The 21,973-nt window shown below is 71.9% G+C and carries 29 protein-coding genes; 18 read left to right on the plus strand and 11 right to left on the minus strand.

What is annotated here, in order from left to right; translation table 11 throughout:
* Positions 1-25: 25 nt before the first annotated feature.
* From AB4880_RS08695 to fabI, 3 genes are all read left to right on the plus strand, one after another.
* Positions 26-241 (plus strand): dodecin, encoded by a 216-nt coding sequence (locus AB4880_RS08695; RefSeq protein WP_367918822.1) that lies wholly within the window; start codon positions 26-28, stop codon positions 239-241.
* Positions 242-556: 315 nt separating this feature from the next.
* Complete coding sequence (locus tag AB4880_RS08700) at positions 557-1,267, plus strand: beta-ketoacyl-ACP reductase (protein WP_367918823.1); 711 nt, start codon at positions 557-559, stop codon at positions 1,265-1,267.
* A gap of 2 nt (positions 1,268-1,269) precedes the next feature.
* On the plus strand, positions 1,270-2,052 hold the full coding sequence (gene fabI, locus AB4880_RS08705) for an enoyl-ACP reductase FabI (RefSeq protein ID WP_367918824.1): 783 nt from the start codon (positions 1,270-1,272) through the stop codon (positions 2,050-2,052).
* A 1-nt stretch (position 2,053) separates the two neighbouring features.
* Here fabI and AB4880_RS08710 read toward each other — a convergent pair whose 3' ends face one another.
* Genes AB4880_RS08710 through AB4880_RS08730 form a run of 5 tightly spaced genes read right to left on the minus strand, consistent with a single transcriptional unit; the run spans position 2,054 to position 5,045 of the window.
* On the minus strand, positions 2,054-2,728 hold the full coding sequence (locus AB4880_RS08710) for a YwaF family protein (RefSeq protein ID WP_367918825.1): 675 nt from the start codon (positions 2,726-2,728) through the stop codon (positions 2,054-2,056).
* Between the two features lie 22 nt (positions 2,729-2,750).
* Positions 2,751-3,083: an immunity protein CdiI family protein gene (locus tag AB4880_RS08715; protein WP_367918826.1), complete on the minus strand. Its 333-nt coding sequence runs from the start codon at positions 3,081-3,083 to the stop codon at positions 2,751-2,753.
* Positions 3,080-4,438, minus strand: coding sequence for a WXG100-like domain-containing protein (locus AB4880_RS08720; protein WP_367918868.1), 1,359 nt, complete (start codon positions 4,436-4,438; stop codon positions 3,080-3,082). Before AB4880_RS08720 ends, AB4880_RS08715 begins: the two co-directional genes overlap by 4 nt.
* The gene (locus AB4880_RS08725) at positions 4,435-4,728 is read right to left on the minus strand and encodes a WXG100 family type VII secretion target (RefSeq protein ID WP_367918827.1); all 294 of its coding nucleotides are present in this window, start codon (positions 4,726-4,728) and stop codon (positions 4,435-4,437) included. Before AB4880_RS08725 ends, AB4880_RS08720 begins: the two co-directional genes overlap by 4 nt.
* Positions 4,725-5,045, minus strand: a complete 321-nt coding sequence (locus tag AB4880_RS08730; RefSeq protein ID WP_367918828.1) for a WXG100 family type VII secretion target — start codon at positions 5,043-5,045, stop codon at positions 4,725-4,727. Before AB4880_RS08730 ends, AB4880_RS08725 begins: the two co-directional genes overlap by 4 nt.
* A gap of 78 nt (positions 5,046-5,123) precedes the next feature.
* On the opposite strand from AB4880_RS08730, the gene AB4880_RS08735 reads away from it, so the two are divergent.
* Entirely contained in the window at positions 5,124-5,636 is a 513-nt protein-coding gene (locus AB4880_RS08735) for a SixA phosphatase family protein (RefSeq protein ID WP_367918829.1), read from the plus strand.
* Positions 5,637-5,640: 4 nt separating this feature from the next.
* Here the strand turns inward: AB4880_RS08735 and serB are convergent, their stop codons facing one another.
* Positions 5,641-6,867: a phosphoserine phosphatase SerB gene (serB, locus tag AB4880_RS08740; RefSeq protein WP_367918830.1), complete on the minus strand. Its 1,227-nt coding sequence runs from the start codon at positions 6,865-6,867 to the stop codon at positions 5,641-5,643.
* A 12-nt stretch (positions 6,868-6,879) separates the two neighbouring features.
* Positions 6,880-7,629 carry an Rv1486c family protein gene (locus AB4880_RS08745; RefSeq protein WP_367918831.1) on the minus strand — a complete coding sequence of 250 codons (750 nt, stop codon included), beginning with the start codon at positions 7,627-7,629 and terminating at the stop codon, positions 6,880-6,882.
* A 70-nt stretch (positions 7,630-7,699) separates the two neighbouring features.
* On the opposite strand from AB4880_RS08745, the gene AB4880_RS08750 reads away from it, so the two are divergent.
* From AB4880_RS08750 to AB4880_RS08770, 5 genes are all read left to right on the plus strand, one after another.
* The gene (locus AB4880_RS08750; RefSeq protein ID WP_367918832.1) at positions 7,700-8,494 is read left to right on the plus strand and encodes an ABC transporter ATP-binding protein; all 795 of its coding nucleotides are present in this window, start codon (positions 7,700-7,702) and stop codon (positions 8,492-8,494) included.
* An 81-nt stretch (positions 8,495-8,575) separates the two neighbouring features.
* Positions 8,576-9,049: an NfeD family protein gene (locus tag AB4880_RS08755; protein WP_367918833.1), complete on the plus strand. Its 474-nt coding sequence runs from the start codon at positions 8,576-8,578 to the stop codon at positions 9,047-9,049.
* A complete protein-coding gene (locus AB4880_RS08760; RefSeq protein WP_367918834.1) occupies positions 9,046-10,071 on the plus strand; it encodes an SPFH domain-containing protein in 1,026 nt (341 codons plus the stop codon). The genes AB4880_RS08755 and AB4880_RS08760 overlap by 4 nt, the downstream gene beginning before the upstream one ends.
* Positions 10,068-10,949: a sulfite exporter TauE/SafE family protein gene (locus AB4880_RS08765; RefSeq protein WP_367918835.1), complete on the plus strand. Its 882-nt coding sequence runs from the start codon at positions 10,068-10,070 to the stop codon at positions 10,947-10,949. The genes AB4880_RS08760 and AB4880_RS08765 overlap by 4 nt, the downstream gene beginning before the upstream one ends.
* Positions 10,950-10,981: 32 nt before the next feature.
* The gene (locus tag AB4880_RS08770; protein ID WP_367918836.1) at positions 10,982-11,509 is read left to right on the plus strand and encodes a DUF4190 domain-containing protein; all 528 of its coding nucleotides are present in this window, start codon (positions 10,982-10,984) and stop codon (positions 11,507-11,509) included.
* Here the strand turns inward: AB4880_RS08770 and AB4880_RS08775 are convergent.
* Positions 11,494-11,880: a hypothetical protein gene (locus AB4880_RS08775; RefSeq protein WP_367918837.1), complete on the minus strand. Its 387-nt coding sequence runs from the start codon at positions 11,878-11,880 to the stop codon at positions 11,494-11,496. The genes AB4880_RS08770 and AB4880_RS08775 overlap by 16 nt on opposite strands.
* Before the next feature lie 35 nt (positions 11,881-11,915).
* Between AB4880_RS08775 and AB4880_RS08780 the strand changes: the two genes are divergently transcribed.
* Together AB4880_RS08780 and AB4880_RS08785 are read left to right on the plus strand one after the other, a co-directional pair.
* Entirely contained in the window at positions 11,916-12,386 is a 471-nt protein-coding gene (locus AB4880_RS08780) for a DUF4190 domain-containing protein (RefSeq protein ID WP_367918838.1), read from the plus strand.
* A gap of 123 nt (positions 12,387-12,509) precedes the next feature.
* Entirely contained in the window at positions 12,510-12,737 is a 228-nt protein-coding gene (locus AB4880_RS08785; RefSeq protein ID WP_367918839.1) for a DUF4190 domain-containing protein, read from the plus strand.
* A 5-nt stretch (positions 12,738-12,742) separates the two neighbouring features.
* Here the strand turns inward: AB4880_RS08785 and AB4880_RS08790 are convergent, their stop codons facing one another.
* On the minus strand, positions 12,743-13,720 hold the full coding sequence (locus tag AB4880_RS08790; protein ID WP_367918840.1) for an alpha/beta hydrolase: 978 nt from the start codon (positions 13,718-13,720) through the stop codon (positions 12,743-12,745).
* A 223-nt stretch (positions 13,721-13,943) separates the two neighbouring features.
* On the opposite strand from AB4880_RS08790, the gene AB4880_RS08795 reads away from it, so the two are divergent.
* From AB4880_RS08795 to AB4880_RS08805, 3 genes are read left to right on the plus strand one after another with little or no spacing between them, the layout of a single operon-like run.
* Positions 13,944-15,092 (plus strand): LLM class flavin-dependent oxidoreductase, encoded by a 1,149-nt coding sequence (locus AB4880_RS08795; protein ID WP_367918841.1) that lies wholly within the window; start codon positions 13,944-13,946, stop codon positions 15,090-15,092.
* On the plus strand, positions 15,089-15,739 hold the full coding sequence (locus AB4880_RS08800; protein WP_367918842.1) for an FMN reductase: 651 nt from the start codon (positions 15,089-15,091) through the stop codon (positions 15,737-15,739). The genes AB4880_RS08795 and AB4880_RS08800 overlap by 4 nt, the downstream gene beginning before the upstream one ends.
* A 53-nt stretch (positions 15,740-15,792) precedes the next feature.
* Positions 15,793-16,944, plus strand: coding sequence for an acyl-CoA dehydrogenase family protein (locus AB4880_RS08805; protein WP_367918843.1), 1,152 nt, complete (start codon positions 15,793-15,795; stop codon positions 16,942-16,944).
* Positions 16,945-17,062: 118 nt separating this feature from the next.
* Here the strand turns inward: AB4880_RS08805 and AB4880_RS08810 are convergent, their stop codons facing one another.
* Positions 17,063-17,590 carry a YbhB/YbcL family Raf kinase inhibitor-like protein gene (locus tag AB4880_RS08810; RefSeq protein WP_367918844.1) on the minus strand — a complete coding sequence of 176 codons (528 nt, stop codon included), beginning with the start codon at positions 17,588-17,590 and terminating at the stop codon, positions 17,063-17,065.
* A 69-nt stretch (positions 17,591-17,659) separates the two neighbouring features.
* Here AB4880_RS08810 and cobA point away from each other — a divergent pair, with 69 nt between their 5' ends.
* From cobA to AB4880_RS08830, 4 genes are all read left to right on the plus strand, one after another.
* Complete coding sequence (gene cobA / locus AB4880_RS08815; RefSeq protein WP_367918845.1) at positions 17,660-18,880, plus strand: uroporphyrinogen-III C-methyltransferase; 1,221 nt, start codon at positions 17,660-17,662, stop codon at positions 18,878-18,880.
* Between the two features lie 4 nt (positions 18,881-18,884).
* Complete coding sequence (locus AB4880_RS08820) at positions 18,885-19,688, plus strand: TrmH family RNA methyltransferase (RefSeq protein ID WP_367918846.1); 804 nt, start codon at positions 18,885-18,887, stop codon at positions 19,686-19,688.
* A 65-nt stretch (positions 19,689-19,753) separates the two neighbouring features.
* Entirely contained in the window at positions 19,754-20,872 is a 1,119-nt protein-coding gene (locus AB4880_RS08825; RefSeq protein WP_367918847.1) for an NAD(P)H-dependent amine dehydrogenase family protein, read from the plus strand.
* Positions 20,872-21,363, plus strand: a complete 492-nt coding sequence (locus AB4880_RS08830; RefSeq protein WP_367918848.1) for a carboxymuconolactone decarboxylase family protein — start codon at positions 20,872-20,874, stop codon at positions 21,361-21,363. Before AB4880_RS08825 ends, AB4880_RS08830 begins: the two co-directional genes overlap by 1 nt.
* A 95-nt stretch (positions 21,364-21,458) precedes the next feature.
* On the opposite strand, the gene AB4880_RS08835 is transcribed toward AB4880_RS08830, so the two are convergent.
* Positions 21,459-21,973 (minus strand): alpha/beta hydrolase fold domain-containing protein (locus AB4880_RS08835; RefSeq protein WP_367918849.1); only part of this gene is annotated, 515 nt, incomplete at its 5' end.

Genomic DNA, 21,973 nt, shown 5'->3' on the forward strand with positions numbered 1-21,973 from the left:
GGCGGGTGCTGAGTAGGCTGCTGCCATGTCCAATCGCACCTACCGCGTCACCGAGATCGTCGGCACGTCCCCGGACGGCATCGACCAGGCGATCCGCAACGGCATCATCCGCGCCGGGCAGACCCTGCGGCATCTCGACTGGTTCGAGGTCGAGGGTGTGCGCGGCCAGATCAAGGACGGCGAGGTCGAGCACTTCCAGGTCACGATGAAGGTCGGGTTCCGGCTGGAGGACGACGAGTAGGTCGCTGCTCGGCGCCGGCTGACGGCCGCCTGCTGATCGCTTCCGGGCGGTCGGCAGGCGGCCGTCGCGCGCTTGTGGGGCGGGTCGGTCAGTGTCGCGTGGTTTGGTGGGTTGCGTCACGGTGCGCTCTTCCGGGGCCGTCGATTGGTCAAAGACCGCATGCCGACCGGCCGTGATGTTGCGGTTTGGGACCAAACCGCAACGCTTTCACCGACCCCGTCCCAGCGGTCTTTGTCGAGGTCCTACAACCGAACGCCGCGATCTTGGTGCCCGCCGCGCACGAGCCGACACCGCCCGCCCCACTAGCGTCACAGCGTGAACTCACCACGCTCTGTGCTCGTCACCGGCGGCAACCGCGGCATCGGCCGCGCGATCGCCGAGGCCTTCCTCGAAGCGGGCGACAAGGTCGCCGTCACCACCCGGAACGGCGGCGCTCCCGAGGGCGCCCTCGACATCAAGGCCGACATCACCGACCCGGCTGCGGTCGACGCGGCGTTCGCCGCGGCCGAGGAGGCGCACGGCCCGGTCGAGATCCTGGTCGCCAACGCCGGCATCACCAACGACACGCTGCTGCTGCGGATGTCGGAGGAGGACTGGTCGTCGGTCATCGAGACCAACCTGACCGGCTCGTTCCGGCTGGCCAAGCGCGCGGCGAAGGGCATGCTGCGGCAGAAGAAGGGCCGGATCATCTTCATCTCCAGCGTCGTCGGCCTGCTCGGCTCGCCGGGCCAGGTCAACTACGCGGCGTCGAAGGCCGGCCTGGTCGGCATGGCGCGGTCGCTGGCGCGCGAGCTCGGGCCGCGCTCGATCACGGCCAATGTCGTGGCGCCCGGCTACGTCGACACCGACATGACGGCGGTGCTGACCGACGAGCAGAAGGAGGGGATCCGTAGTCAGGTTCCCCTGGGTCGGTACGCCGACCCGGCAGAGGTGGCAGGAGCGGTCCTGTGGCTCGCGAGCCCGCAGGCGGCGTATGTGACCGGCGCCGTGATCCCGGTCGACGGCGGACTCGGAATGGGGCACTGATCATGAGCGGAATCCTCGACGGCAAGTTCATCCTGGTCGCGGGCGTCACCCTCGACACCTCGATCGGCTTCGCGGTGGCGAAGTTCGCGCAGGAGCAGGGCGCGACGGTCCTGGTCTCGAACTTCGGCCAGGCGCTGCGGATCACCCGGCGCATCGTCAAGCGGCTCCCGGAGCTGCCGGCGGTCATCGAGCTCGACGTCACCGACGCCGAGCACCTCGCCGCCCTCCCGGACGCCGTCCGCGAGGCGCTCGGCCCCGACGCGAAGCTGGACGGCGTCGTCCACTCCATCGCCTATGGCAACCCGGAGACGCTGCTCGGCGGCAAGTTCCTCGACGGCCCGTGGGAGGACGTCGCGCAGGCGGTGCAGGTCTCGGCGTACTCGCTGAAGTCGCTGGCCGTCGCCTGCCGCCCGCTGATGTCCACCGGCGGCTCGGTCGTCGGCCTGACCTTCGACGCGAGCGTCGCCTGGCCGGTCTACGACTGGATGGGCGTCGCCAAGGCCGGTCTCGAGTCGTGCGCGCGCTACCTGGCGCGCGACCTCGGTGGCGACGGCATCCGGGTCAACCTGGTGTCCGCCGGCCCGCTGCGCACGCTCGCGGCGAAGGCGATCCCCGGTTTCGAGGACCTCGAGTCGATGTGGTCGACGAAGGCCCCGCTGGGCTGGGACAACACCGACCAGGAGCCAACCGCGCGCGCCGTCTGCGCGCTGCTGTCGGACCTGTTCCCGGCGACGACGGGCGAGATCGTCCACGTCGACGGCGGCTTCCACGCGATGGGCGCCTGAGTCACTCGGTACGACGGGCCCACCGCTGCGCCGCGAGCGTGAGCACGGCCCACACCACGACGACGATCCCGATCTCCTCGGCCACGTACCACGGCCACGGGCCGAGGAGATCGAGGATCGACGGTCCCGGCTTCCGCATCAGGTAGCCGTAGTTGGTGTCCGCGACGACGTTGAAGACGTACGCCGACACCGCCCACACCAGCGTCGTTGCGACGGCCGCGCCGTAGTCGCGCCAGCGAGGGACCAGCCGCAGGCCGAGCACCAGGTAGACGGCCGCCCACACGATGAGCAGGTGCAGCGCCCAGAACGCGAAGTAGCGCGGGTGAGGGAAGTCCTCGTTCAGTGACGGCGTGATGATGCCCTGGACGGTCAGCGTCAGGCCCCAGAAGTAGGTCAGCGCGACGGGCAGCGGCCGATGGGTCCACAGCGCCCAGGCCACCGCGATCCAGGCGAGGTCGCACAGGTGCAGCGGCAGCGTGGTCGCGATGTCGTAGTGGAACAACACGTCGTACACCAGGAACGGCAGTGTCACCAGCGGGAGGAGCAGCGCCCACACCCGGCTGAAGGTGGTCGGCCCGTCGGCGGCCGCGTGGCGCCGGCCGAGCAGCACCACCACGACCAGGCCGACGCCGAAGACGGCGAGCGCCACGAGGTGGCTGGGTCCGTACTGCGCCACGCCGTCATCGTGCCACCGGAGGTCAGCGCAGGACGACGTCCTCGTCGGCGAGAGAGCGGAACACGAATCGCGGCGCCTGACCCGCCAGCGCCGCGGCGACCTCGGCGGCCAGGGTCCGGCCCTCGTCGTCGAAGGACTGCCGTTCGGCGCTCGACGCGAACAGGGGAGCGGTGAAGTCATCAGGGTCGTAGAGCGCGTCGAAGCGGTCGGAGTACGCCGCCAACCGGTCCGCCAGGTCGGCCGACAGCCCGAGGACGTGGGGATCGGGGTTGTCTGCCGCGCCGTCCGACCAGACGATCCAGACCGGCCAGCAGTTGTACTCGAGCGCGAAGCGGTGCTCCAGCAGTGTCCTCATGACGTGATATTCGCTCCCACGATGAATCCGTTGGTGCCGACGGTGATCGCGACGCGGATGGTCTTCCCGCCGAACAGCACTTCGTAGATGGGCCGCCCTGTGCCCTTGCCCTGATGGCCCACGATCCTGCCAGCCTCCAGGGCACGTTGCAGCAATGTCGGCACCTCGGCTTCCGGCACGCCGGCCGCGGCGAACTCGGGGCCGTGCCGACCGATGATGTGGGCGAGCCCGGCGCGGTCCGTGCCCTTCTCCAGGAAGACGATGCGGCCCTCGGCGTCGCGGAAGATCGTCACGATCGCCTCGGGGTCGAACTTCGTCCCGGCCGCCTCGAGCTCCTTGATCAGGGCCTGCCGCTCGGTCGCCGCGATCCCTTCGGCCGACTTGCCGATGGCCCGGACGACTCGCGCGCTCAGGATGGTCTTGAACCTCGCGAGCGCGGACGTCGCGACCTTGAGCAGCTCGAGGATCCTCGACGCGAGACCCTTCGCGATCGTCACCAGCGGCCGCAGGATCCGCACCACCTTCGAGGCGCTGCTGGCGATCTTGCCCGCCTCGATCGCCTGTCCCCAAATCTCTCCGCCGATCTCGAACAGGATCGCGCTGCCTGCCTCGATGGCGATGGTCCAGCCGATGAAGTCCGCGATCGCGTCCTCGACCTGCTGGTGGTGGTCGTCGACCGCGTCGGCGTAGTCGATGCACGCCTGCCCGAGCGTCTGGTAGGCCGTGCCGAGCTCGTCGGCCTGCTTCTCGACGTCGTGCAGCGTCGCGACGACGTCGGAGACCTCGGCGGACTTCTGATGGAGGAGCTCGTTGGCTCCTGCCTCGCAGTAGCCCGCCGCCGAGCTCACGCCCCGGCCGGCGGTCAACCAGGCCGCACCGACAGTCCGAAGCCGGCCGGTGTCGGCATCCGGCCAGAGCAGGCCCTCCATGTGCGATGACAGCCAGTGCCACCAGCCGGGCACGTCGCCGGTGCCCCCGGCAGCGGACGGCGGCGGGGCAGGCAGGATCGTGATGACGGTGTCGTTGGGGTCAGGGTCGCCGTCGCTCTGCCCGCCGTACGGCGCGAGCCGGGCGCCATAGTCGGCGCCCTCGTGGTTGATCAGCGACGTGTTGAGGAGGTTGCCGAGCTTCCCCATGGTCTCGCTCAGGTCGGCGCCCGCCTGGAGGAGCTGCCCGGCCACCGCGTCGTACTGGCGGGCGAACTCCGCGCCTCCGGTGTCGGTGCCCGCCATGCCACTGCCCTGTGCCAACGCGGTGTCGAGGTCGGAGACGAGGCCGTAGACCCGATGACTACCCCAGTACATCTGGGTCATGCCGGCGACCCAGTGGTCGGTCTCGAAGTAGATGACCGTCATCGGGTGCTCGCCCACATCGCACTGTTGGCGTCGATGGCCCCCTGGTAGTTGCCGTGGGCGATCTGCGCGGCGCGCCGCATCTCGCGCAGCCCCTGGTGCATCTCGCGCGCGCCGTCCACCCACTCGCGGTGAGCCTGGCGGTGGGCGTCGGCAGCCTGGCCGCTCCACGTCACGTGCACCTCGGCGACGACGCGCTCGAGCTCGGCGAGCTTGTCGTCGAGCCATGCCTCGAACGCGGTGAGGTCGCCGACGGTGGCGTCGAGGCGCTCGAGGTCGACGTGGTGGCTCATGCGAGCGGCCCCAGTCGTGAGACGAGTAGCCGGGAGCCGTCGGCCGACGCGCCGTCGGCGGCCTCGATCGTCGTCCGGGCAGCCGCCATCAGGCGGCCCAGCGTGCCGAGGGCGCCGACGAGTTCGGCGGCACCGGCGGCCCATTCGTCCCACCCCTCCCGGTACTGGTCGGCAGCCACGCCACCCCAGGAGCCGTCGAGCAGAGCCGCCACCGACCCGTCGAGCTGTCTGCATTCCGCATGGATCTCGGCGCAGATGCGGTCGATGGCGTTCTCCGCCCGTACCGCCGCGCCGTGCTCCAGCGCCAGCTCGCTCATGACTTCCCCCCGTCGTCGGCTCTCCGCCGGCCAGCGTGCCCCACCCAGCAGAGGGCAAACCGGCACTACGATGCTCGAATGGAGAGGGAACGGCTGCTCGTCGTCGTGCGGCACGCCAAGGCCGAGCCGTTCGCGGCGTCCGATGTGGAGCGGCCGCTGAGCGAGCGGGGCCGGGCCGACGGTCACGAGCTCGGCATCTGGCTGGCGGCGCAGGGGGTGGCCGCCGACGTCGCCTACGTCTCGTACGCCGTCCGCACCCGGCAGACCTGGTCCGCCGTCGCGGAGGGCGCCGGCTGGACCATCACGCCCCATTTCGACGGCAACCTCTACGACACCGACGAGGAGGGCGTCCTCGAGCTGGTGCGGACGACGCCCGAGTCGGCGCAGGCGGTCGTCGTGATCGGCCACAACCCCACGGTCGGGATGCTCGCGCAGCTCCTCGACGACGGTGAGGGCGAGGCCACGGGCGCGGTCGCGACCGAGGGCTTCCCGACCAGCGCGGCGGCGGTGTTCGTCGTCCCGGGCGCGTGGGCCGACGTCGAGCCGACGGCGCTGCGGCTCAGCGCCTTCCACGTCGGCCGCGCCGACTGAGGCCTCAGACGAGCGGCGGCGCCGGCGTCACGTAGCCGGCCTCGGCGTCGGCCGCCTCGATCTCCTCGCGGGTGATCCCGAGCAGGTACATGATCGTGTCGAGGTAGGGCACGTTGAGCGACGTGTCCGCCGCCTCCCGTACGACGGGCCGCGCGTTGTAGGCGATCCCCAGCCCGGCCGCGTCGAGCATGTCGAGGTCGTTCGCGCCGTCGCCGATCGCGATGGTGGCAGCCTCGGAGACGCCGAGGTCGGCCGCGAACTCGCGCAGCGCCCGGGCCTTGCCGGCCCGGTCGACGACCTCGCCGACGACCCGGCCGGTGAGCTTGCCGTCGACGATCTCGAGCGTGTTGGCCCGCGCCCGGTGGATCCCGAGGTCGGCGGCGAGCCGGTCGGTGATCTGGCTGAAGCCGCCGGACACGATCGCGAACCGGTAGCCGAGCCGCCGCAGCACCCGCACCATGGTCCGGGCGCCGGGGTTGACGACGATCGCGTCGTAGACCCGGTCGAGGACCGACGCGTCGAGCCCGGCGAGCAGCTCGACCCGGGCGCGCAGCGACTCCTCGAAGTCGATCTCGCCGCGCATCGCGCGCTCGGTGACCTCGGCGACCTGGGCGCCGAAGCCGGCGTACTCGGCGAGCATCTCGATGACCTCGCCCTGGATGAGGGTCGAGTCGACGTCCATCACGATCAGGCGCATGCCGTGGCGCAGCAGGTTGGCGGGCTGGACCGCGACGTCGACGCCCTGGGCCGCGGCGTCGCCGGCGAGCAGCACGCGGAGCCGGTCGGGAGCCGCGCCGGAGACGTCGAGCTCGATCGCGGTGACCGGATAGCGGGCCATCCGCTCCATCCGGTCGATATTGCCGCCGCAGTCGGCGATCCGGCCGGCGATGGCGGCCATCGCGGACGCCTTGAGCGGCGCGCCGATCACGGTCACGTGGGCGCGGTCGGCGGGTCGGGCCCGGTTGTCGCCGGAGCCGCGCTCGATGTCGACGCTCATGCCGAGTGCCTCGACGGTGTCGGTCAGTCCCTGCGCGAGCTTCTTGCGGTCGCGGGGCGCGGTGACGAGGACGCCGAGCACCAGCCGTCCGCGCATCAGGATCTGCTCGATGTCGACGACGGTCACGCCGGCGGAGGCGAGGCTGTCGAGGACGGCGGAGGTGACACCGGGACGGTCGGTTCCGGTGACGGTGATCAGCAGAGTGTCGTCAGCGGCAGGATCGTGAGGGCTCATCGCGGGTGCAGGCTATCGCTGTCGGGCGTCCTCGTCGGCCGGTGGCCAGCCGTCGGGCGAGCAGGCGGCCGTCAGCGCGCGTCGGGCGGCTCGCTCCAGCGGCTCGAGAGCGTGGCGCCGGGCCATCGCCTCGCCGGCGCTCACGGCGCCGCCGTCGTCCTCGAGGGCGAGCGCGACGACCGCCTCCAGGTGCAGCGCGCGACCGGCCAGGTCGACGCAGCGGGCGGGCGTCCCGGGCGGCGCGACGAGCGGGACCCCGGTGCGCAGGTCGTGGAGCTCGTCGGCGACCTCCGGCCGCCAGCGGGCGACGTCGAGGTCGGCGAGCGTGTTGGCGGCGGCGAGCAGCGCCGTCCGGAGCGCGCGGTCGGCCTCGCCGAGATCCGGCGGGGGACGTCGCTCGGCCGGCAGCAGCGACCACTCGACGGCACGACCGACCTGACGGGGGACCAGGCCGATGCCTGCGTCGCCACCCAGCACGAGCGCGACCTCGCCGGCCTCGATCGCGGCCTTGTTGAGCTCGCGCGGACCACGCAGGCCGGCCGGGTCGCCTGGGGCCGGGAAGGCGGCGCCGACGGCGGTCGCGCCGCGGTTGCGCGCGTCGGCGAGCTCGAGCAGCAGGGGCGCCGGCTCCGTCGTACCGGTGACGACGTGCGCCACGTCGTCGCCGAGCATCGCGTCGAGGAAGAGGTCGGGCCCGATCCGGCCCTGCATCCAGGCGGTGCCCCACCACGCCAGACGGGCCGCGGCAGGGAGGGCGCTCACGCCCCCAGCCTAGGAGACCGGCTCCGACCGGCTGGCTGCGCGCTGGCTCCGACTGGTTAGGGTGGCACGCATGTCCGCCGTGCTCGAGCTCGCCGAGGTGACCGTTCGTCGTGGCGACGCGACCCTGCTCGACCGGGTGAGCTGGGTCGTGCGCGAGGGCGAGCGGTGGATCCTGCTCGGCGCCAACGGCGCCGGCAAGACGACGCTCATGCAGATCGCGGCCGCGCAGCTGCACCCCACCGCGGGCGCCGTCGGCCTGCTCGGTGAGCTGCTCGGCACCGTCGACGTCTTCGAGCTCCGCCCGCGGATCGGCGTCTCCAGCGCCGCGGTCGCGGAGCGGATCCCGCGCAACGAGACCGTCCGCGACCTGGTCGTGTCGGCGTCGTACGCCGTGCTGGGCCGCTGGCGCGAGGAGTACGACGAGGTCGACCACAAGCGCGCCGACGAGCTGCTCCGCGAGGTCGGCGTCGCCAAGCTCGCCGACCGCACCTTCGGGACGCTCAGCGAGGGCGAGCGCAAGCGCGTCCAGATCGCACGCGCGCTGATGACCGACCCCGAGCTGCTGCTGCTCGACGAGCCCGCGGCCGGTCTCGACCTCGGCGGCCGCGAGGACCTGGTCTCCACGCTGTCGGTGCTCGCCTACGACCCGTCGTCCCCGGCCACGATCCTGGTCTCGCACCACGTCGAGGAGATCCCGCCCGGCTTCACCCACGTGCTGATGCTGCGCGACGGCCGGGTCGTCGCGGAGGGCCCGCTCGAGACGACCCTCTCGCCGGAGACGCTCTCGGCCACCTTCGGGATGCCGCTCGTCCTCGAGCACCACGACGGCCGGTACGCCGCGCGCCGGCGCCAGCACCGCGTCTGACCGCGCGTCCGGTGCGCCCCCTCGCCACTCTTTGCCCCCCATCGCCGGATTCCGTCGGGCCCGCGGCCTAGAGTTCTAGTCATGGAATGGCTTGGGGATCATCTCTGGGAGACCTGGCTGGGTGCGGCCTTCGTGCTCGCGCTGGCCGAGCTCCTCAGCATGGACCTCTTCCTGCTGATGCTCGCCGGCGGCGCGCTCGCCGGCATGGCGACCGCGCTCGTCACCGACAACGCGGTGATCCAGGTGGTCGTCGCGTCCGCGACCGCCGTCCTGCTGCTCGGCGCGGTGCGCCCGACGCTGATCCGGCGGCTGCACGGCGGCCCCGACCTGGTGCTCGGCCCGGCCAGCCTGGTCGGCAGCCGCGGCATCGTCACCGAGCCGGTCGCCGAGCACCGCCCCGGCCGGGTCAAGATCGGCGGCGAGTCCTGGCTCGCGGTGGGCGAGCCGCCGGGTGCCGGCATCGCGATCGGCACCACGGTCGAGGTCGTTTCGATCGCCGGCGCCACCGCCCACGTCCGCCCCGTGTCCACCCCCGAGATCGAGGAGCTCCGATGATCGTCCTGGTCCTGCTCGCGCTGTTGCTGCTGCTGGTGATCACCGTGGTCGCGAAGTCCATCCGCGTGATCCCGCAGGCCTACACCGGCCTCGTCGAGCGCTTCGGCAAGTACAAGGAGACCCTGCCGGCCGGTCTCAACTTCGTGGTGCCCTTCGTCGACAAGGTGCACTACATCATCGACCTGCGGGAGCAGGTCGTGAGCTTCCCGCCGCAGGCCGCCATCACCGAGGACAACCTCACCGTCGACATCGACACGGTCATCTACTTCCAGGTGACCGACCCGATCGCGGCGACCTACGAGATCTCCAACTACATCCAGGCCATTGAGCAGCTCACCATGACCACCCTGCGCAATGTCGTCGGCGGCATGGATCTCGAGCAGACGCTGACCAGCCGCGAGTCGATCAACAACGGGCTGTCCGCCGTCCTCGACGAGACCACCGGCCGCTGGGGCATCAAGGTCAAGCGGGTCGAGATCAAGGGCATCGACCCGCCGCCGTCGATCAAGGACGCGATGGAGAAGCAGATGCGCGCCGAGCGTGACAAGCGCGCGCAGGTGCTCTCGGCCGAGGGTCAGCGGCAGGCCGCGATCCTCACCGCGGAGGGCAACAAGCAGTCGGCGATCCTCAACGCCGAGGGTGAGCGGGAGTCCGCGATCCTGCGCGCCGAGGCCGACCGGCAGTCCGCCATCTTGCGCGCGCAGGGTGAGGGTGCGGCGATCGAGACCGTCTTCAAGGCCATCCACGAGGGACGGCCCGACCAGAGCCTGCTGGCCTACCAGTACCTCCAGATGCTGCCCCGCATCGCCGACGGCGACAGCAACAAGCTGTGGATCATCCCGAGCGAGATCGGGAAGGCCCTCGACGGCCTCGGCGGCCTCAGTGAGCTGCTGCAGGGCGGTCCGGGTGCGCCCGGTGCCCCCGGTGCACCCGGGGCGCCGACCCCGGTCGCGCCCGCACCGGCCGAGATCGCCGAGTCCACCCCGCCCGAGGTGCCGCCGGCGCCGCTGCCTCCCGCGTGAGTCCGCTCGAGGCCGGCGCGATCCTCCTCGCCGGCGTCGGCGCCGGGACGATCAACACCGTGGTCGGGTCGGGGACGCTCATCACGTTCCCGACCCTCCTCGCCTTCGGCGTGCCGCCGGTGACAGCCAACATGTCCAACAGCCTCGGGCTGGTGCCGGGCTCGATCACCGGCGCCTACGGCTACCGCCGCGAGCTTGTCGGCCAGCGCAGCCGGATCCTGCGGCTGCTCGCCTTCTCCACGACGGGCGGCATCCTCGGGGCGGTGCTGCTCCTGGTGCTGCCGCCGGGCGCCTTCAAGGCCGTGGTGCCGGTGCTGATCCTGGCCGGCGTGGTGCTGGTCGTCGTGCAGCCGCGCCTGGCCCGGTACGTCGCCGCGCGCGCCGAGGCCCGGGCCGCCGTCCGCACGGCCGCTCGCGGCGAGGGCGGCGAGGACGCCGCGACCGCCGCGTCTGATGGCGCCGCGTCCGCCGCTGCCGTACCGGACGTGGGGGAGCGGGCCTGGTGGGTGCCGCTCGCCGTCTTCGCCACCGGCGTCTATGGCGGCTACTTCGGCGCCGCCCAGGGCGTGCTGCTCATGGGCGTCCTCGGGATCGGCATCGCCGACACCATCCAGCGGCTCAACGGCGTCAAGAACGTCCTGGTCGCGTTCGTCAACGCGATCGCCGGGCTGATCTTCGTCGGCAGCGCCGAGCTCGGACTCTTCGGCTCCGGTGCGCAGGCCAGCGTCGACTGGCTGCTCGTCCTGCTGATCGGCGTCGGTGCGATCATCGGCGGCGTCCTCGGCGCCGCGGTCGGACGCCGCCTCCCGCCGATCGTCCTGCGAACCGTCATCGTCGTCGTCGGCCTGGTCGCCGTCGTCACCCTGCTCCTGCGCTGATCCGCTCGGATCCGGAAACCGGAAGGACCCGCATGTCGAACCCCACCCCGCCCTGGGGCAGCAGCCCCGACGAGGGCAGCGAGCCCACCCCGCCGACGCCGCCGGCGCCGCCGACGCAGCCGTACGGGACCTATCCGCAGTACGGCCAGCAGCCCTACGGCGAGCAGCCCCACGCTCAGCAGCCCTACGGCCAGCAGCCCTACGGCCAGCAGCCCTACGGCCAGCAGCCCTACGGCCAGCAGCCGTACGGCCAGCAGCCCTACGGTTACGGCTACCAGTCGCCCACCACCAACGGGATGGCCATCGCGTCGCTGGTGGTGAGCGTCCTGAGCATCGTCGGGGTATGCCTGTGCGGCGTCCTGGGCGTCGCCGGCGCCGTGGGCGCGATCCTCGGCCATGTCGCGCGGCGCCAGATCAAGGCGCGGGGCGAGAACGGCGACGGGCTCGCGCTGGCGGGCATCATCGTCGGCTGGATCGTGTTCGGGCTGACCCTCGCGCTCGGCGTCGTCCTGATCGCCGTGCTGTCGTCGGGCGGCAGCTGGGACTACTCGACCGTCTGAGCCGCGCGAGCACCGCGGTTGCGGACCAGGGCCGAGATCCCGGACCCGACCGCTCCGAGCGCGGCGCCGACCAGCATCGCGCCGGCCGGCTTGGGGACGTTGCGCGCGTTGAGCTCGAGCACGCCGGTCGCCGCGTCGGCCCCGTCGACGGCGATCCCGACCAGGGTGAGGTTGCGGCGCAGCGCGCCCCGGGAGACCAGGGTGACCGTGCCGAGCGCGATCTCGCGGGTGCCGAACATCCGGGCGAAGTAGCCCAGGTGCGGGTTCGCGGCCGGGTCGAGGCCGAACAGCTTGGCGGTCGTGGTCGGCGCGGCCAGGGCGCTGACGCCGATGGCGATGCGGCCGAGGGAGATTCCGGAGACGGGGTCCATGGGCAGACCCTAGAGGAGCGTGGGATCGTTCGGGCATGACGTCGCCCTCCGACGAGCCGCAGCCGCCGTACCAGCCCTACGGCCAGCAGCCTCCCGGCCAGCAGCCCTACGGCCAGCAGCCCTACGGCCAGCAGCCCTACGGCCAGCAGCCCTACGCTCAGCAGCCCTACGGCCAGCAGCCGTACGGCGCCGGCGTGCCGCCGTACGGCTATCCGCCGGTGGCCGGCACCAACTCCCTGGCGATCGCCTCGCTGGTGGTGAGCATCCTGTCGATCACCGTGTGCGCCGGGTTCACCGGCTTCGTCGGCGCGATCCTCGGCCACATGGCGCGCGGTCAGATGAAGCGGTCGGGTGAGCAGGGTGGCGGACTGGCCATGGCGGGCATCATCATCGGCTGGCTCGGCACGGTCTTCTTCGTCGGCGTCGTCATCGTCGTCATCGCGATCGGCGTCTTCGCGGGCAACCTCGACTGCACCGGCACCGACACCGGCTACACCTGCAACTGAGGTTTGGCGAGCACCGTTGGCGGAAAGGTCGCCGTGGTGTCCTCGTTCCCCGCGCCGCCACCGCCGCCGCTCCCGCCACCGCAACCCGGCTACCCGGTACCGCCGCAGTCGAACAGCCTCGCCTTGGTCTCGTTGATCCTCAGCCTGGTCTCGCTGGTCTTCTTCGGACTGCCGGGCATCGCCGCGGCGATCATGGGCCACGTCGCGCTGGGCCGGATCAAGCGCACCGGTGAGCGTGGTTACGGGCAGGCGGTGGCCGGCATCATCATCGGCTGGCTCGGGTTCGCGTGGTTCCTCTTCCTGTTCAGCATCTGGGTCGTGCTGGCGGCGGCCGGCGGCGCGTTCAGCTGAGGAGGTTAGCGCCCGTCGACGTAGGCCATCAGCCAGCGGCCGATCTCGTCGTAGGCGCGAGCGCGCGCCTCGGGCCGGGACAGGACGACGTCGTGCACCGCACCCGGTACGGCGGCGTAGGTGACGTGCGGTCCGATCGCCGTCGACCACCGCCGGATCTGGCGTACGTCGAGCACGATGTCGGTCGTGAAGACCTGCTCGTCGTCCATGCCCTGCGGGCGCCCGGAGCGGTCGGAGGAGAGCACGAGCACCGGCGCCGGCACGGCGAGCCCGGCCTGCAGCCGGGCATGTCCCCGACGGATCGCGCGGAGCCAGCCGAAGCGGACGGGGTAGGACTCGACCGGCTTCCAGGTGAGGTCGAACTCCCACTCGCCCTCGTGGTCGCGGTGCAGGCTGCGCGCGTAGTAGCCGCTGACGTCGCGGCCGAGCTCGCGCAGCGGCTGGCGCCGGCCGACCTGGTCGACGATGACGTTGGCGACGGGGGAGCGGACGACGGCCTTGCCCTGCAGGTCGAGCCACGGTGAGTTGAGCACCAGGCCACTGAGCTCGGCCGGCTTGCGGGCGTCGGCCCACAACGCCACGATCAGCCCGCCGGTCGAGTGCCCGGTGAGGACGACGTCGCGGTGTCCGTCGCGGACGGTGATCCGCTCCCAGGCGGCGTCGAGCTCGGCGAAGTACTCCTCGAGGTCGGCGACATAGGTGGCCGACTGGTGGGGGCGGATCGAGCGCCCGTACTTGCGCAGGTCGAGGGCGTACATGTCGCGGCCGCGGTCGAGCCACCAGGCGCCGTACTCGGTGTGGAAGAAGTAGTCGGAGAACCCGTGCACGTGCAGCGTGGCGCGGTCGGTCGCCGGATCGCCTGCGTCGTCGCGGCGGCGGCTGACGAGCGTCGCGACGACCTCGCCCTCGAAGTCGTCGTCGAGCGGGATGGTCTCGACCCGCCACGGCTCGCCCAGGATGTCGACCGTGCTCTGCTCGCTCACGCGGCGAGTCTGCCAGCAGAGCCGAAAAACAGGCGGACCCGGTCCGGCAAAGGGGGGTTTGTCGGACCAGGTCCGCGGCCACGATAACGGGCCGCGTCGCGATCCGGGCGAGAATCGCCGCGAAGGCTCACTGGATGACAGATCAACGATCCTGGAATATAGTTGACATGTCACCTGTTCTGACCGGTGACCATCCCGAACCCACCAGACACGGAGCGGACCCATGCAGATCGGCATCTTCACCGTCGGCGACGTCACCACCGACCCCACGACCGGGCAGACGCCGTCGGAGTACGAGCGGATCAAGGCCACCGTCGCGATCGCGAAGAAGGCCGAGGAGATCGGCCTCGACGTGTTCGCGACCGGCGAGCACCACAACCCGCCGTTCATCGCGTCCAACCCGACCGCGACGCTCGCCTACATCGGCGCGCAGACCGAGAACATCATCCTCTCGACCGCGACCACGCTGATCACGACGACCGACCCGGTGCTCATCGCCGAGGACTACGCCAAGATCCAGCACCTCACCGACGGTCGCGTCGACCTGATGATGGGCCGCGGCAACACCGGTCCGGTGTACCCCTGGTTCGGCAAGGACATCCGCCAGGGCATCAACCTCGCGATCGAGAACTACGCGCTGCTGCGCCGGCTCTGGGCCGAGTCGAATGTCGACTGGGAGGGCCGCTTCCGCACCCCGCTGCAGGGCTACACCTCGACCCCGCGGCCGCTCGACGGCGTGGCGCCGTTCGTGTGGCACGGCTCGATCCGCAGCCCCGAGATCGCCGAGCAGGCGGCCTACTACGGCGACGGCTTCTTCCACAACCACATCTTCTGGCCGAAGTCGCACACCGAGCAGATGGTCGCCCTCTACCGCGAGCGCTTCGCGCACTACGGCCACGGCACCGCCGAGCAGGCGATCGTCGGCCTGGGCGGACAGTTCTTCATGCGCAAGAACAGCCAGGACGCCGTCCGCGAGTTCCGACCGTACTTCGACAACGCGCCGGTCTACGGCCACGGCCCCTCGCTGGAGGACTTCACCGAGCACACGCCGCTGACCGTCGGCTCGCCGCAGCAGATCCTGGAGCGCACCCTGTCGTTCCGTGACTACGCCGGCCACTACCAGCGCCAGCTGTTCCTGGTCGACCACGCGGGCCTGCCGCTGAAGACGGTCCTCGAGCAGCTCGACCTGCTCGGCGAGATCCTGCCCGAGATGCGCAAGGGCTTCGCCGAGGGCCGCCCGGCCACCGTCCCGGACGCCCCGACCCACGCCTCGCTCGTCGCGGCGGCCGGCGGCTCGAAGGACGTCACCGTCCACGCCGAGGACACCATGACCGGCACCACCGACCGTGCCGAGGAGGAGGTCGACGCATGACCACCAGGATCGTCGTCGTCTCGGCGGGGCTCTCCGTCCCGTCGTCGACCAAGCTGCTCGCCGACAAGCTCGGCGACGCCGTCGAGCGGGCGGTGGGCGCCCGCGGCCAGGAGGTCGACGTCGAGCACGTCGAGCTCCGGCCGCTGGCCCACGCACTGGCCGACCACCTGCTGACCGGGTTCCCGACCGGGGACCTGGCGCGGGCGATCGAGGCGGTGCGCCACGCGGACGGTCTGGTCGTCGTGACGCCGGTGTTCTCGGCGTCGTACTCGGGGCTGTTCAAGACGTTCTTCGACGTCCTCGAGAACGGCATGCTCGACGGCAAGCCGGTCGTCATCGCGGCCACCGCGGGCACGGCGCGGCACAGCCTGGTCCTCGACCACGCACTGCGTCCGCTCTTCGCCTACCTGCGGGCGGTCGTCGTCCCGACGGGCGTCTTCGCGGCGAGCGAGGACTTCGGCGCCACCGACGACGGCTCGCTCGACAAGCGGGTCGAGCGAGCGGCCGGCGAGCTGGCCGCGCTGCTCGGCGTCTCCACGACGCCGGCGGCCGCGACCCCGCACCGCCGTACCCTGGCCGACGAGTTCGCGGCGCCCACGCCGTTCGAGCAGCTGCTCCGCGAGGCGGGCGGTGACTCGGTCCGTTGACGCCGGCGCGACGCCGCTGGTGACGTGCTTCGCGGCGGTGGCACCATGACCGCATGCGCCGCACTGTGTTCAACGGGGACCACGACGACTTCCGCCGGACCATCCGTGCCTTCCTGGAGGCGGAGGTCGTCCCGCACTACCAGGAGTGGTACGACGCGGGCCAGGTCTCGCGCGACCTCTACGCCAAGCTCGGCGAGCTCGGGGTGTTCGGGATCGAGGTGCCGGAGGAGTACGGCGGCGCGGGGATCCACTCGTTCAAGTTCTCCGCGATCCTGACCGAGGAGTGCGCCCGGGCGGGCGTGCAGCTCGGCGGAGCCGGCGTCCACGTCGAGCTGTGCCTGCCGTACCTCCTCAAGCTCGCCACCCCCGAGCAGCTCAAGCGCTGGATGCCGGGCTATGTCGCCGGCACCGAGATGTGGGCCATCGCGATGACCGAGCCCGGCACCGGATCCGACCTCGCCGGCATGCAGACCACCGCCAAGCGCGACGGCGACCACTACGTGCTCAACGGCGCGAAGACCTTCATCACCGGCGGCGTCCTCGCCGACCGCGTCATCGTCTGCGCCCGCACGTCGCCGCCGCTCGAGAGCAACCGCCGCTTCGGCATCTCGCTCTTCGCCGTCGACACCTCGTCGCCGGGCTGGGCGGTCGGCCGCAAGCTCGACAAGCTCGGCCTGCGCACCTCCGACACCGCCGAGCTGTCGTTCACCGACGTGATGGTCCCGGCCGCCGACCTGCTCGGCGAGGAGAACGAGGGCTTCTCCTACCTCGGCCAGAACCTCCCGCAGGAGCGCCTCGGCATCGCCTACGGCGCCTACGCCCAGGCCGCCGCGGCGATCCGCTTCACCCAGGCGTACGTCGAGGACCGCAAGGTCTTCGGCACGACCGTCGCGTCCTTCCAGAACACCAAGTTCGAGCTGGCCGCCTGCCAGAGCGAGGTCGACGCCGCCCAGGCCGTCTGCGACCGCGCGCTCGAGGCGCACGACGCGGGCGAGCTGACCGCCGTCGACGCGGCGTCGGCCAAGCTGTTCTGCACCGAGGTCGCCGGCCGGGTCATCGACCGCTGCCTGCAGCTGCACGGCGGCTACGGCTACATGAACGAGTACCCGATCGCGCGGCTCTACGCCGACACCCGCGTCACCCGGATCTACGGCGGGACGTCCGAGGTGATGAAGCTGATCATCGCGAAGTCGATGGGGCTCTGATCGGCTCGGCCCGGCGGTGTGGGAATCCCCGCTTCAGCGGGGATTCCTGCGCTTCCTGACGGTTGCAACCGTCAGGAAGCGCCAGTTTCCGTCAGGAAGTCCCCCTCGGGGACGCGCCTCAGTGCGCGTACGTGCCCGTGATGATCGCGCGGCCGAGCGTCTTGAACGCCAGGTTGAAGCCGACCACGGCCGGGGTCGCCGACCCGTCGACGCCGAGCTTCGGCTCCTGCACGGCGTGGACGACGAAGAAGTAGCGGTGGACCTGGTCGCCCTGCGGGGGAGCGGCGCCGGCGAAGTCGAGCGTCCCGAAGTCGTTGCGGACGTGGAAGGCGCCCTCGGGCAGCGACGCGTCCGACGTACCGGCGCCGGTGTCGAGGCTGGTCACGTCGGCCGGGATGTCGACGACGACCCAGTGCCAGAACCCGCTCGGGATGGGCGCATCCGGGTCGAAGCAGGTCACGACATAGCTCTGCGTGCCTTCGGGGCCGCGCTCCCAGGTGAGCTGCGGTGAGGTGTTGCCGCCGTCGTAGACCTGGTCGGCCTTCAGCGGCTGGCCGTCGGTGACGTCGTCGCTGGTCACGGCGAACGAGGCGGTCGCGGGGAGCAGGGGATACGGGTCCGGAGTGACCGGGCGATCGAGACTCATGTCACCGAAGTTAGTCCGGTGGTTGGCCCGCACCAACGACCCGGCGCGGTCTGTCGGGAGAATGTGCGGGTGAGTGACTTCCCGCCGTACCCGTCCGGTCTGCGCCTCGCCGGGCGCCGTGTGCTCGTCGTCGGCGGTGGTCACGTCGCGCAGCGGCGCGTCCCGCAGCTCATCGCCGTCGGCGCCGACGTCCATGTCGTCGCGCCGGACGTGACGCCCGCGATCGAGGGCCTGGTCGGCTCGGGTGAGATCACCTGGCACGAGCGTCCGTTCGGGGACGCCGACCTCGACGGCGCCTGGTACGTCATCGCCGTCACCGACGACCGGGCCGTCAACGACCACGTGTCGACCCTGTGCGAGGAGCAGCGGATCTTCTGCGTCCGCTCCGACGACGCCACCCTCGGCACCGCCTGGACCCCGGCGATCGGCCGCGAGGCCGGCATCACCGTCGCCGTCGTCGGCAACCGCGACCCGCGCCGCTCGGCGTCGGTCCGCGACGAGATCGTCGCGGGGCTGCGCGACGGCACCATCGCGGCGCCCCACCACCGCGACCGGACGCCGGGCGTGACCCTCGTCGGCGGCGGCCCCGGCAACCCCGAGCTCATCTCGATCGCCGGCCGCAAGGCTCTGATGGACGCCGACGTGGTCGTCGCCGACCGGCTCGCCCCGCGCGAGCTGCTGGGCGAGCTGCCCGCCGACGTCGAGCTGGTCGACGTGGCGAAGCTGCCGCGCGGACGCTCGGCGCAGCAGGAGGAGATCAACCGGGTCATCGTCGAGCGGGCGCTCGAGGGCAAGCGCGTCGTCCGGTTCAAGGGCGGCGACAACTTCGTGTTCGGTCGCGGCTACGAGGAGGTCATCGCCTGCCGCGCGGCCGGCGTGCCGGTCACCGTCATCCCGGGCCTGACCTCGCCGGTCACCGTGCCCGGCGTGGCCGGCATCCCGGTCACCCACCGCGGCGTGGCGCACGAGTTCGCCGTCGTCTCGGGTCATCTTCCGCCGGGTCACCCGGAGGCGCTGACCGACTACAAGGCGCTGGCCCAGCTCAACGGGACCGTCGTGGTGATGATGGGCGTCGAGAACGCCCCAGCCATCGCCACCGCGCTCATCGAGGGCGGTCGCCCCGCGTCGCTTCCGGTCGCCGTCGTCTGCGACGGCACCATGCCGACCCAGCGCACCGTGCTCGCCACCCTCGGCACCCTCGCCGACCGGCTCGCCGAGGAGTCGGTGAAGCCGCCGGCCATCATCGTGATCGGCGAGGTCGTCCGCGTCGCCCACCCCGACGCCTACTGACGTCGTGGCCGAGCTCGTCGAGATCGACGCCGCGGACGATCCGCGGCTGGCCGACTACCGCGACCTGCGCGACGTCGAGCTGCGCAAGCACCTCGAGGCGGAGCACGGCCTGTTCCTCGCGGAGGGGGAGAAGGTCGTCCGGCGCGCGGTCCTCGGCGGCTACGCCCCGCGCTCGTTCCTGATGGCGCCGCGGTGGCTGGACGGGCTGTCCGACGTGCTCGACCGCTCGGACGCGCCCTGCTACGTCCTCTCCGAGGCGCTCGCCGAGCAGGTCACCGGCTTCCACGTCCACCGCGGCGCGCTCGCCTCGCTGGAGCGCCGGCCGCTGCCGTCGCTCGACGAGGTGCTGGACGGCGCCCGCTCGGTCCTCGTGCTCGAGAACCTGGTCGACCACGCCAACATCGGGGCCATCATCCGCAGCGGCGCGGCCCTCGGCTTCGACGCCGTCCTGCTCGCCCCGCGCTGCGCCGACCCGCTCTACCGGCGCGCGATCAAGGTCGCGATGGGCGCCGTCTTCTCGCTGCCCTGGACCCGCCTCCCGGACTGGTACGACGCCCTGCCGGCCCTCAGCGCTCGCGGCTTCACCACCGTCGCGCTCACGCTCGCCCCGGACGCCGTACCGGTGGACCAGGCGGTGGCCGGCCTCGACCGGGTTGCGCTCGTCCTCGGCTCGGAGGGGCACGGGCTGTCCGCGCGGTGGGAGGAGTCGGCCGACCGGCGCGCGATCATCCCGATGGCGGCGGGCATCGACTCGCTGAACGTCGCGGCGGCCACGGCGGTCGCCTGCTACGTCACCGCGCGGCGCTGACGGTTCACCAAAAAGAACACGCTGTCGCACTACCGCAACCTCGCTGAGCCGCCTAACCTCCCCCCATGGCGGATGAGAACGCGTTCTACCAACCCATCCCGGTCGTGGTCTGGGGCACCGGCAACATGGGGCGCGCGTCGATCCGCGCGGTGGTCGCGCACCCCGGGCTCGTGCTGACCGGCGTGATCGTCAACGACGAGGCCAAGGCCGGCAAGGACGCGGGTGAGCTCGCGGGCCTCGGCGGCGCGACCGGCGTGGCGGCGACGACAGACGTCGACGCCGCGCTGGCGACGCTCCACGGCCAGGGCGCCGTGGCGTACGCCGCGTCCGGTGAGCTGCGGCCCGACGACGCGGTCGTCGACATCGCGCGGGCGCTGGCCGGGGGAGCCGTCGTGGTGACCCCGTCGGTCTACGCGCTTTACGACCACCGCAGCGCGCCCGACGAGGTCCGCGTCCCGGTCGAGAAGGCGTGCGCCGAGGGCGGCAGCGCGCTGTTCGTCAGCGGCATCGACCCGGGCTGGGGCAACGACCTGCTGCCGGCGCTGGTCAGCGGGCTGGCGTCCGAGATCGACCAGGTGCGGTGCCAGGAGATCTTCGACTACTCGACGTACGACGCCGAGGACTCGGTCCGCTCCATCGTCGGAATGGGCCAGCCGATGGACTACGAGCCGCCGATGGTCGCGGCCGGGATCCCGTCGATGGTGTGGGGCGGGCAGGTCCGGCTCATCGCCCGCGCGCTCGGAGTCGAGGTCGACGAGCTGCGCGAGACGGTCGAGCGGCAGGCGCTCCAGGAGACGGTGACCACGGCGCTCGGCGAGTTCGAGGCCGGCACCCAGGGTGCGCTCCGGTTCGAGGTCCAGGGCATCGTGGGCGGCGAGCCCAGGATCGTCATCGAGCACGTCACCCGGATCGCCGCGTCCTGCGCCTACGACTGGCCGATGCCGCCCGACGGCGGTGACGGCGCCCACCGCGTCATCATCGAGGGCCGCCCTCGCATCGAGATCAACGTCGAGGCGACCGACGAGGGCGGCAACCGCGCGGCCGGCGGCAACGCCACGGCCGCCAACCGGCTGGTGAATGCGATCCCGTGGCTGCGCACCGCCACCCCGGGCCTGTACGACGGCCTCGACGTCCCGCTCGTCCCGAGCACCTACCTGCGCACGACGCGCACCGAGGAGGCCTGATGTTCATCGACATCCCCGAGGGCAAGGACCCGATCCTCCACGTCTGGGGCGAGCTGGTCCCCGGCATCGGCCCGGCGGCGTCCGCCTTCGCGATGAGCGTCTACGAGCACAGCACGCTCGGCCTGCGCGAGTTCGAGGCCGCCCGGCTGCGGATCGCGCAGATCAACGGCTGCCTCTTCTGCCAGGACTGGCGCACCGAGCGCGACGGCCAGAAGGTCGAGGACACGTTCGACCAAGCGGTCGAGGAGTGGCGGACGACGCGCGCGTTCGACGAGCGCACCCGCCTCGCCGCCGAGTACGCCGAGCGGTACGCACTCGACCACCACGGGCTCGACGACGGGTTCTGGCAGCGGATGCGCGCCGCCTACAGCGACCGCGAGATCGCGGAGCTGTCGATGTGCCTCGGCTCCTGGATCGCGTTCGGCCGCCTCAACCGGGTGCTCGGCCTGGACGCCGCGTGCGTCCTGCCGAGCCACGTCGCTCAGGCCTGACGCTCGGGCCCGACGTTCTGGCCGCACGTTCTGGCCGCACGTTCTGGCCGCATGTTCTGGCCTGACCTTCGGGCCTGACCTTCGGGCCTGACGCTTCAGGCCCGGCGCAGGACCTCCGCGAAGCGGGCGATCGTCTCGTCGATCGCCCGCTGGCAGGCCGGCGACCACGGGCCCATGTCGAAGAAGCCGTGGATCAGGCCGGGGTAGGTGTGCTGCTGCGCGGGCACGCCCGCGTCGACGAGCGCGTCGGCGTAGGCGATGCCCTCGTCGCGCAGCGGGTCGAACTCCGCGGTGACGACGACGGCCGGCGGCTGCCCGGCGAGGTCGCCGCGCAGCGGGGACAGGCGGGGGTCGGCGAGGTCGGTGTCGGCGTCGAGGTACTGCGTCATGAACCAGGTCATCGTCGGCTCGTCGAGGAAGTAGCCGGTGGCGTTCTCGGCGCGCGAGGCGAAGTCGCCGGGGACGTCGGTCGCGGGATAGATCAGCAGCTGGGCCGCGATCCCCGGTACGTGCTGGGCGGCGACGGCGGAGAGGTTGCCGCCGGCGGAGTCGCCCGCGACGCCCAGGATGCCGTTGCCGCCGAACTCCTCGAGCCGGTCGCGGACGTCGG

The organism is Nocardioides ginsengisoli (assembly GCF_039537225.1).
Lineage (GTDB): Bacteria > Actinomycetota > Actinomycetes > Propionibacteriales > Nocardioidaceae > Nocardioides > Nocardioides ginsengisoli.

Coding starts and splice junctions, on each gene's coding strand:
- AB4880_RS08695 (WP_367918822.1), top strand. CDS start 26: ATGTCCAATCGCACCTACCGCGTCACCGAGATCGTCGGCACGTCCCCG.
- fabI (WP_367918824.1), top strand. CDS start 1,270: ATGAGCGGAATCCTCGACGGCAAGTTCATCCTGGTCGCGGGCGTCACC.
- AB4880_RS08715 (WP_367918826.1), bottom strand. CDS start 3,083: ATGAGGACACTGCTGGAGCACCGCTTCGCGCTCGAGTACAACTGCTGG.
- AB4880_RS08720 (WP_367918868.1), bottom strand. CDS start 4,438: ATGACGGTCATCTACTTCGAGACCGACCACTGGGTCGCCGGCATGACC.
- AB4880_RS08725 (WP_367918827.1), bottom strand. CDS start 4,728: ATGAGCCACCACGTCGACCTCGAGCGCCTCGACGCCACCGTCGGCGAC.
- AB4880_RS08730 (WP_367918828.1), bottom strand. CDS start 5,045: ATGAGCGAGCTGGCGCTGGAGCACGGCGCGGCGGTACGGGCGGAGAAC.
- AB4880_RS08735 (WP_367918829.1), top strand. CDS start 5,124: ATGGAGAGGGAACGGCTGCTCGTCGTCGTGCGGCACGCCAAGGCCGAG.
- serB (WP_367918830.1), bottom strand. CDS start 6,867: ATGAGCCCTCACGATCCTGCCGCTGACGACACTCTGCTGATCACCGTC.
- AB4880_RS08750 (WP_367918832.1), top strand. CDS start 7,700: ATGTCCGCCGTGCTCGAGCTCGCCGAGGTGACCGTTCGTCGTGGCGAC.
- AB4880_RS08755 (WP_367918833.1), top strand. CDS start 8,576: ATGGAATGGCTTGGGGATCATCTCTGGGAGACCTGGCTGGGTGCGGCC.
- AB4880_RS08760 (WP_367918834.1), top strand. CDS start 9,046: ATGATCGTCCTGGTCCTGCTCGCGCTGTTGCTGCTGCTGGTGATCACC.
- AB4880_RS08770 (WP_367918836.1), top strand. CDS start 10,982: ATGTCGAACCCCACCCCGCCCTGGGGCAGCAGCCCCGACGAGGGCAGC.
- AB4880_RS08775 (WP_367918837.1), bottom strand. CDS start 11,880: ATGGACCCCGTCTCCGGAATCTCCCTCGGCCGCATCGCCATCGGCGTC.
- AB4880_RS08780 (WP_367918838.1), top strand. CDS start 11,916: ATGACGTCGCCCTCCGACGAGCCGCAGCCGCCGTACCAGCCCTACGGC.
- AB4880_RS08795 (WP_367918841.1), top strand. CDS start 13,944: ATGCAGATCGGCATCTTCACCGTCGGCGACGTCACCACCGACCCCACG.
- AB4880_RS08800 (WP_367918842.1), top strand. CDS start 15,089: ATGACCACCAGGATCGTCGTCGTCTCGGCGGGGCTCTCCGTCCCGTCG.
- AB4880_RS08805 (WP_367918843.1), top strand. CDS start 15,793: ATGCGCCGCACTGTGTTCAACGGGGACCACGACGACTTCCGCCGGACC.
- AB4880_RS08810 (WP_367918844.1), bottom strand. CDS start 17,590: ATGAGTCTCGATCGCCCGGTCACTCCGGACCCGTATCCCCTGCTCCCC.
- AB4880_RS08825 (WP_367918847.1), top strand. CDS start 19,754: ATGGCGGATGAGAACGCGTTCTACCAACCCATCCCGGTCGTGGTCTGG.
- AB4880_RS08830 (WP_367918848.1), top strand. CDS start 20,872: ATGTTCATCGACATCCCCGAGGGCAAGGACCCGATCCTCCACGTCTGG.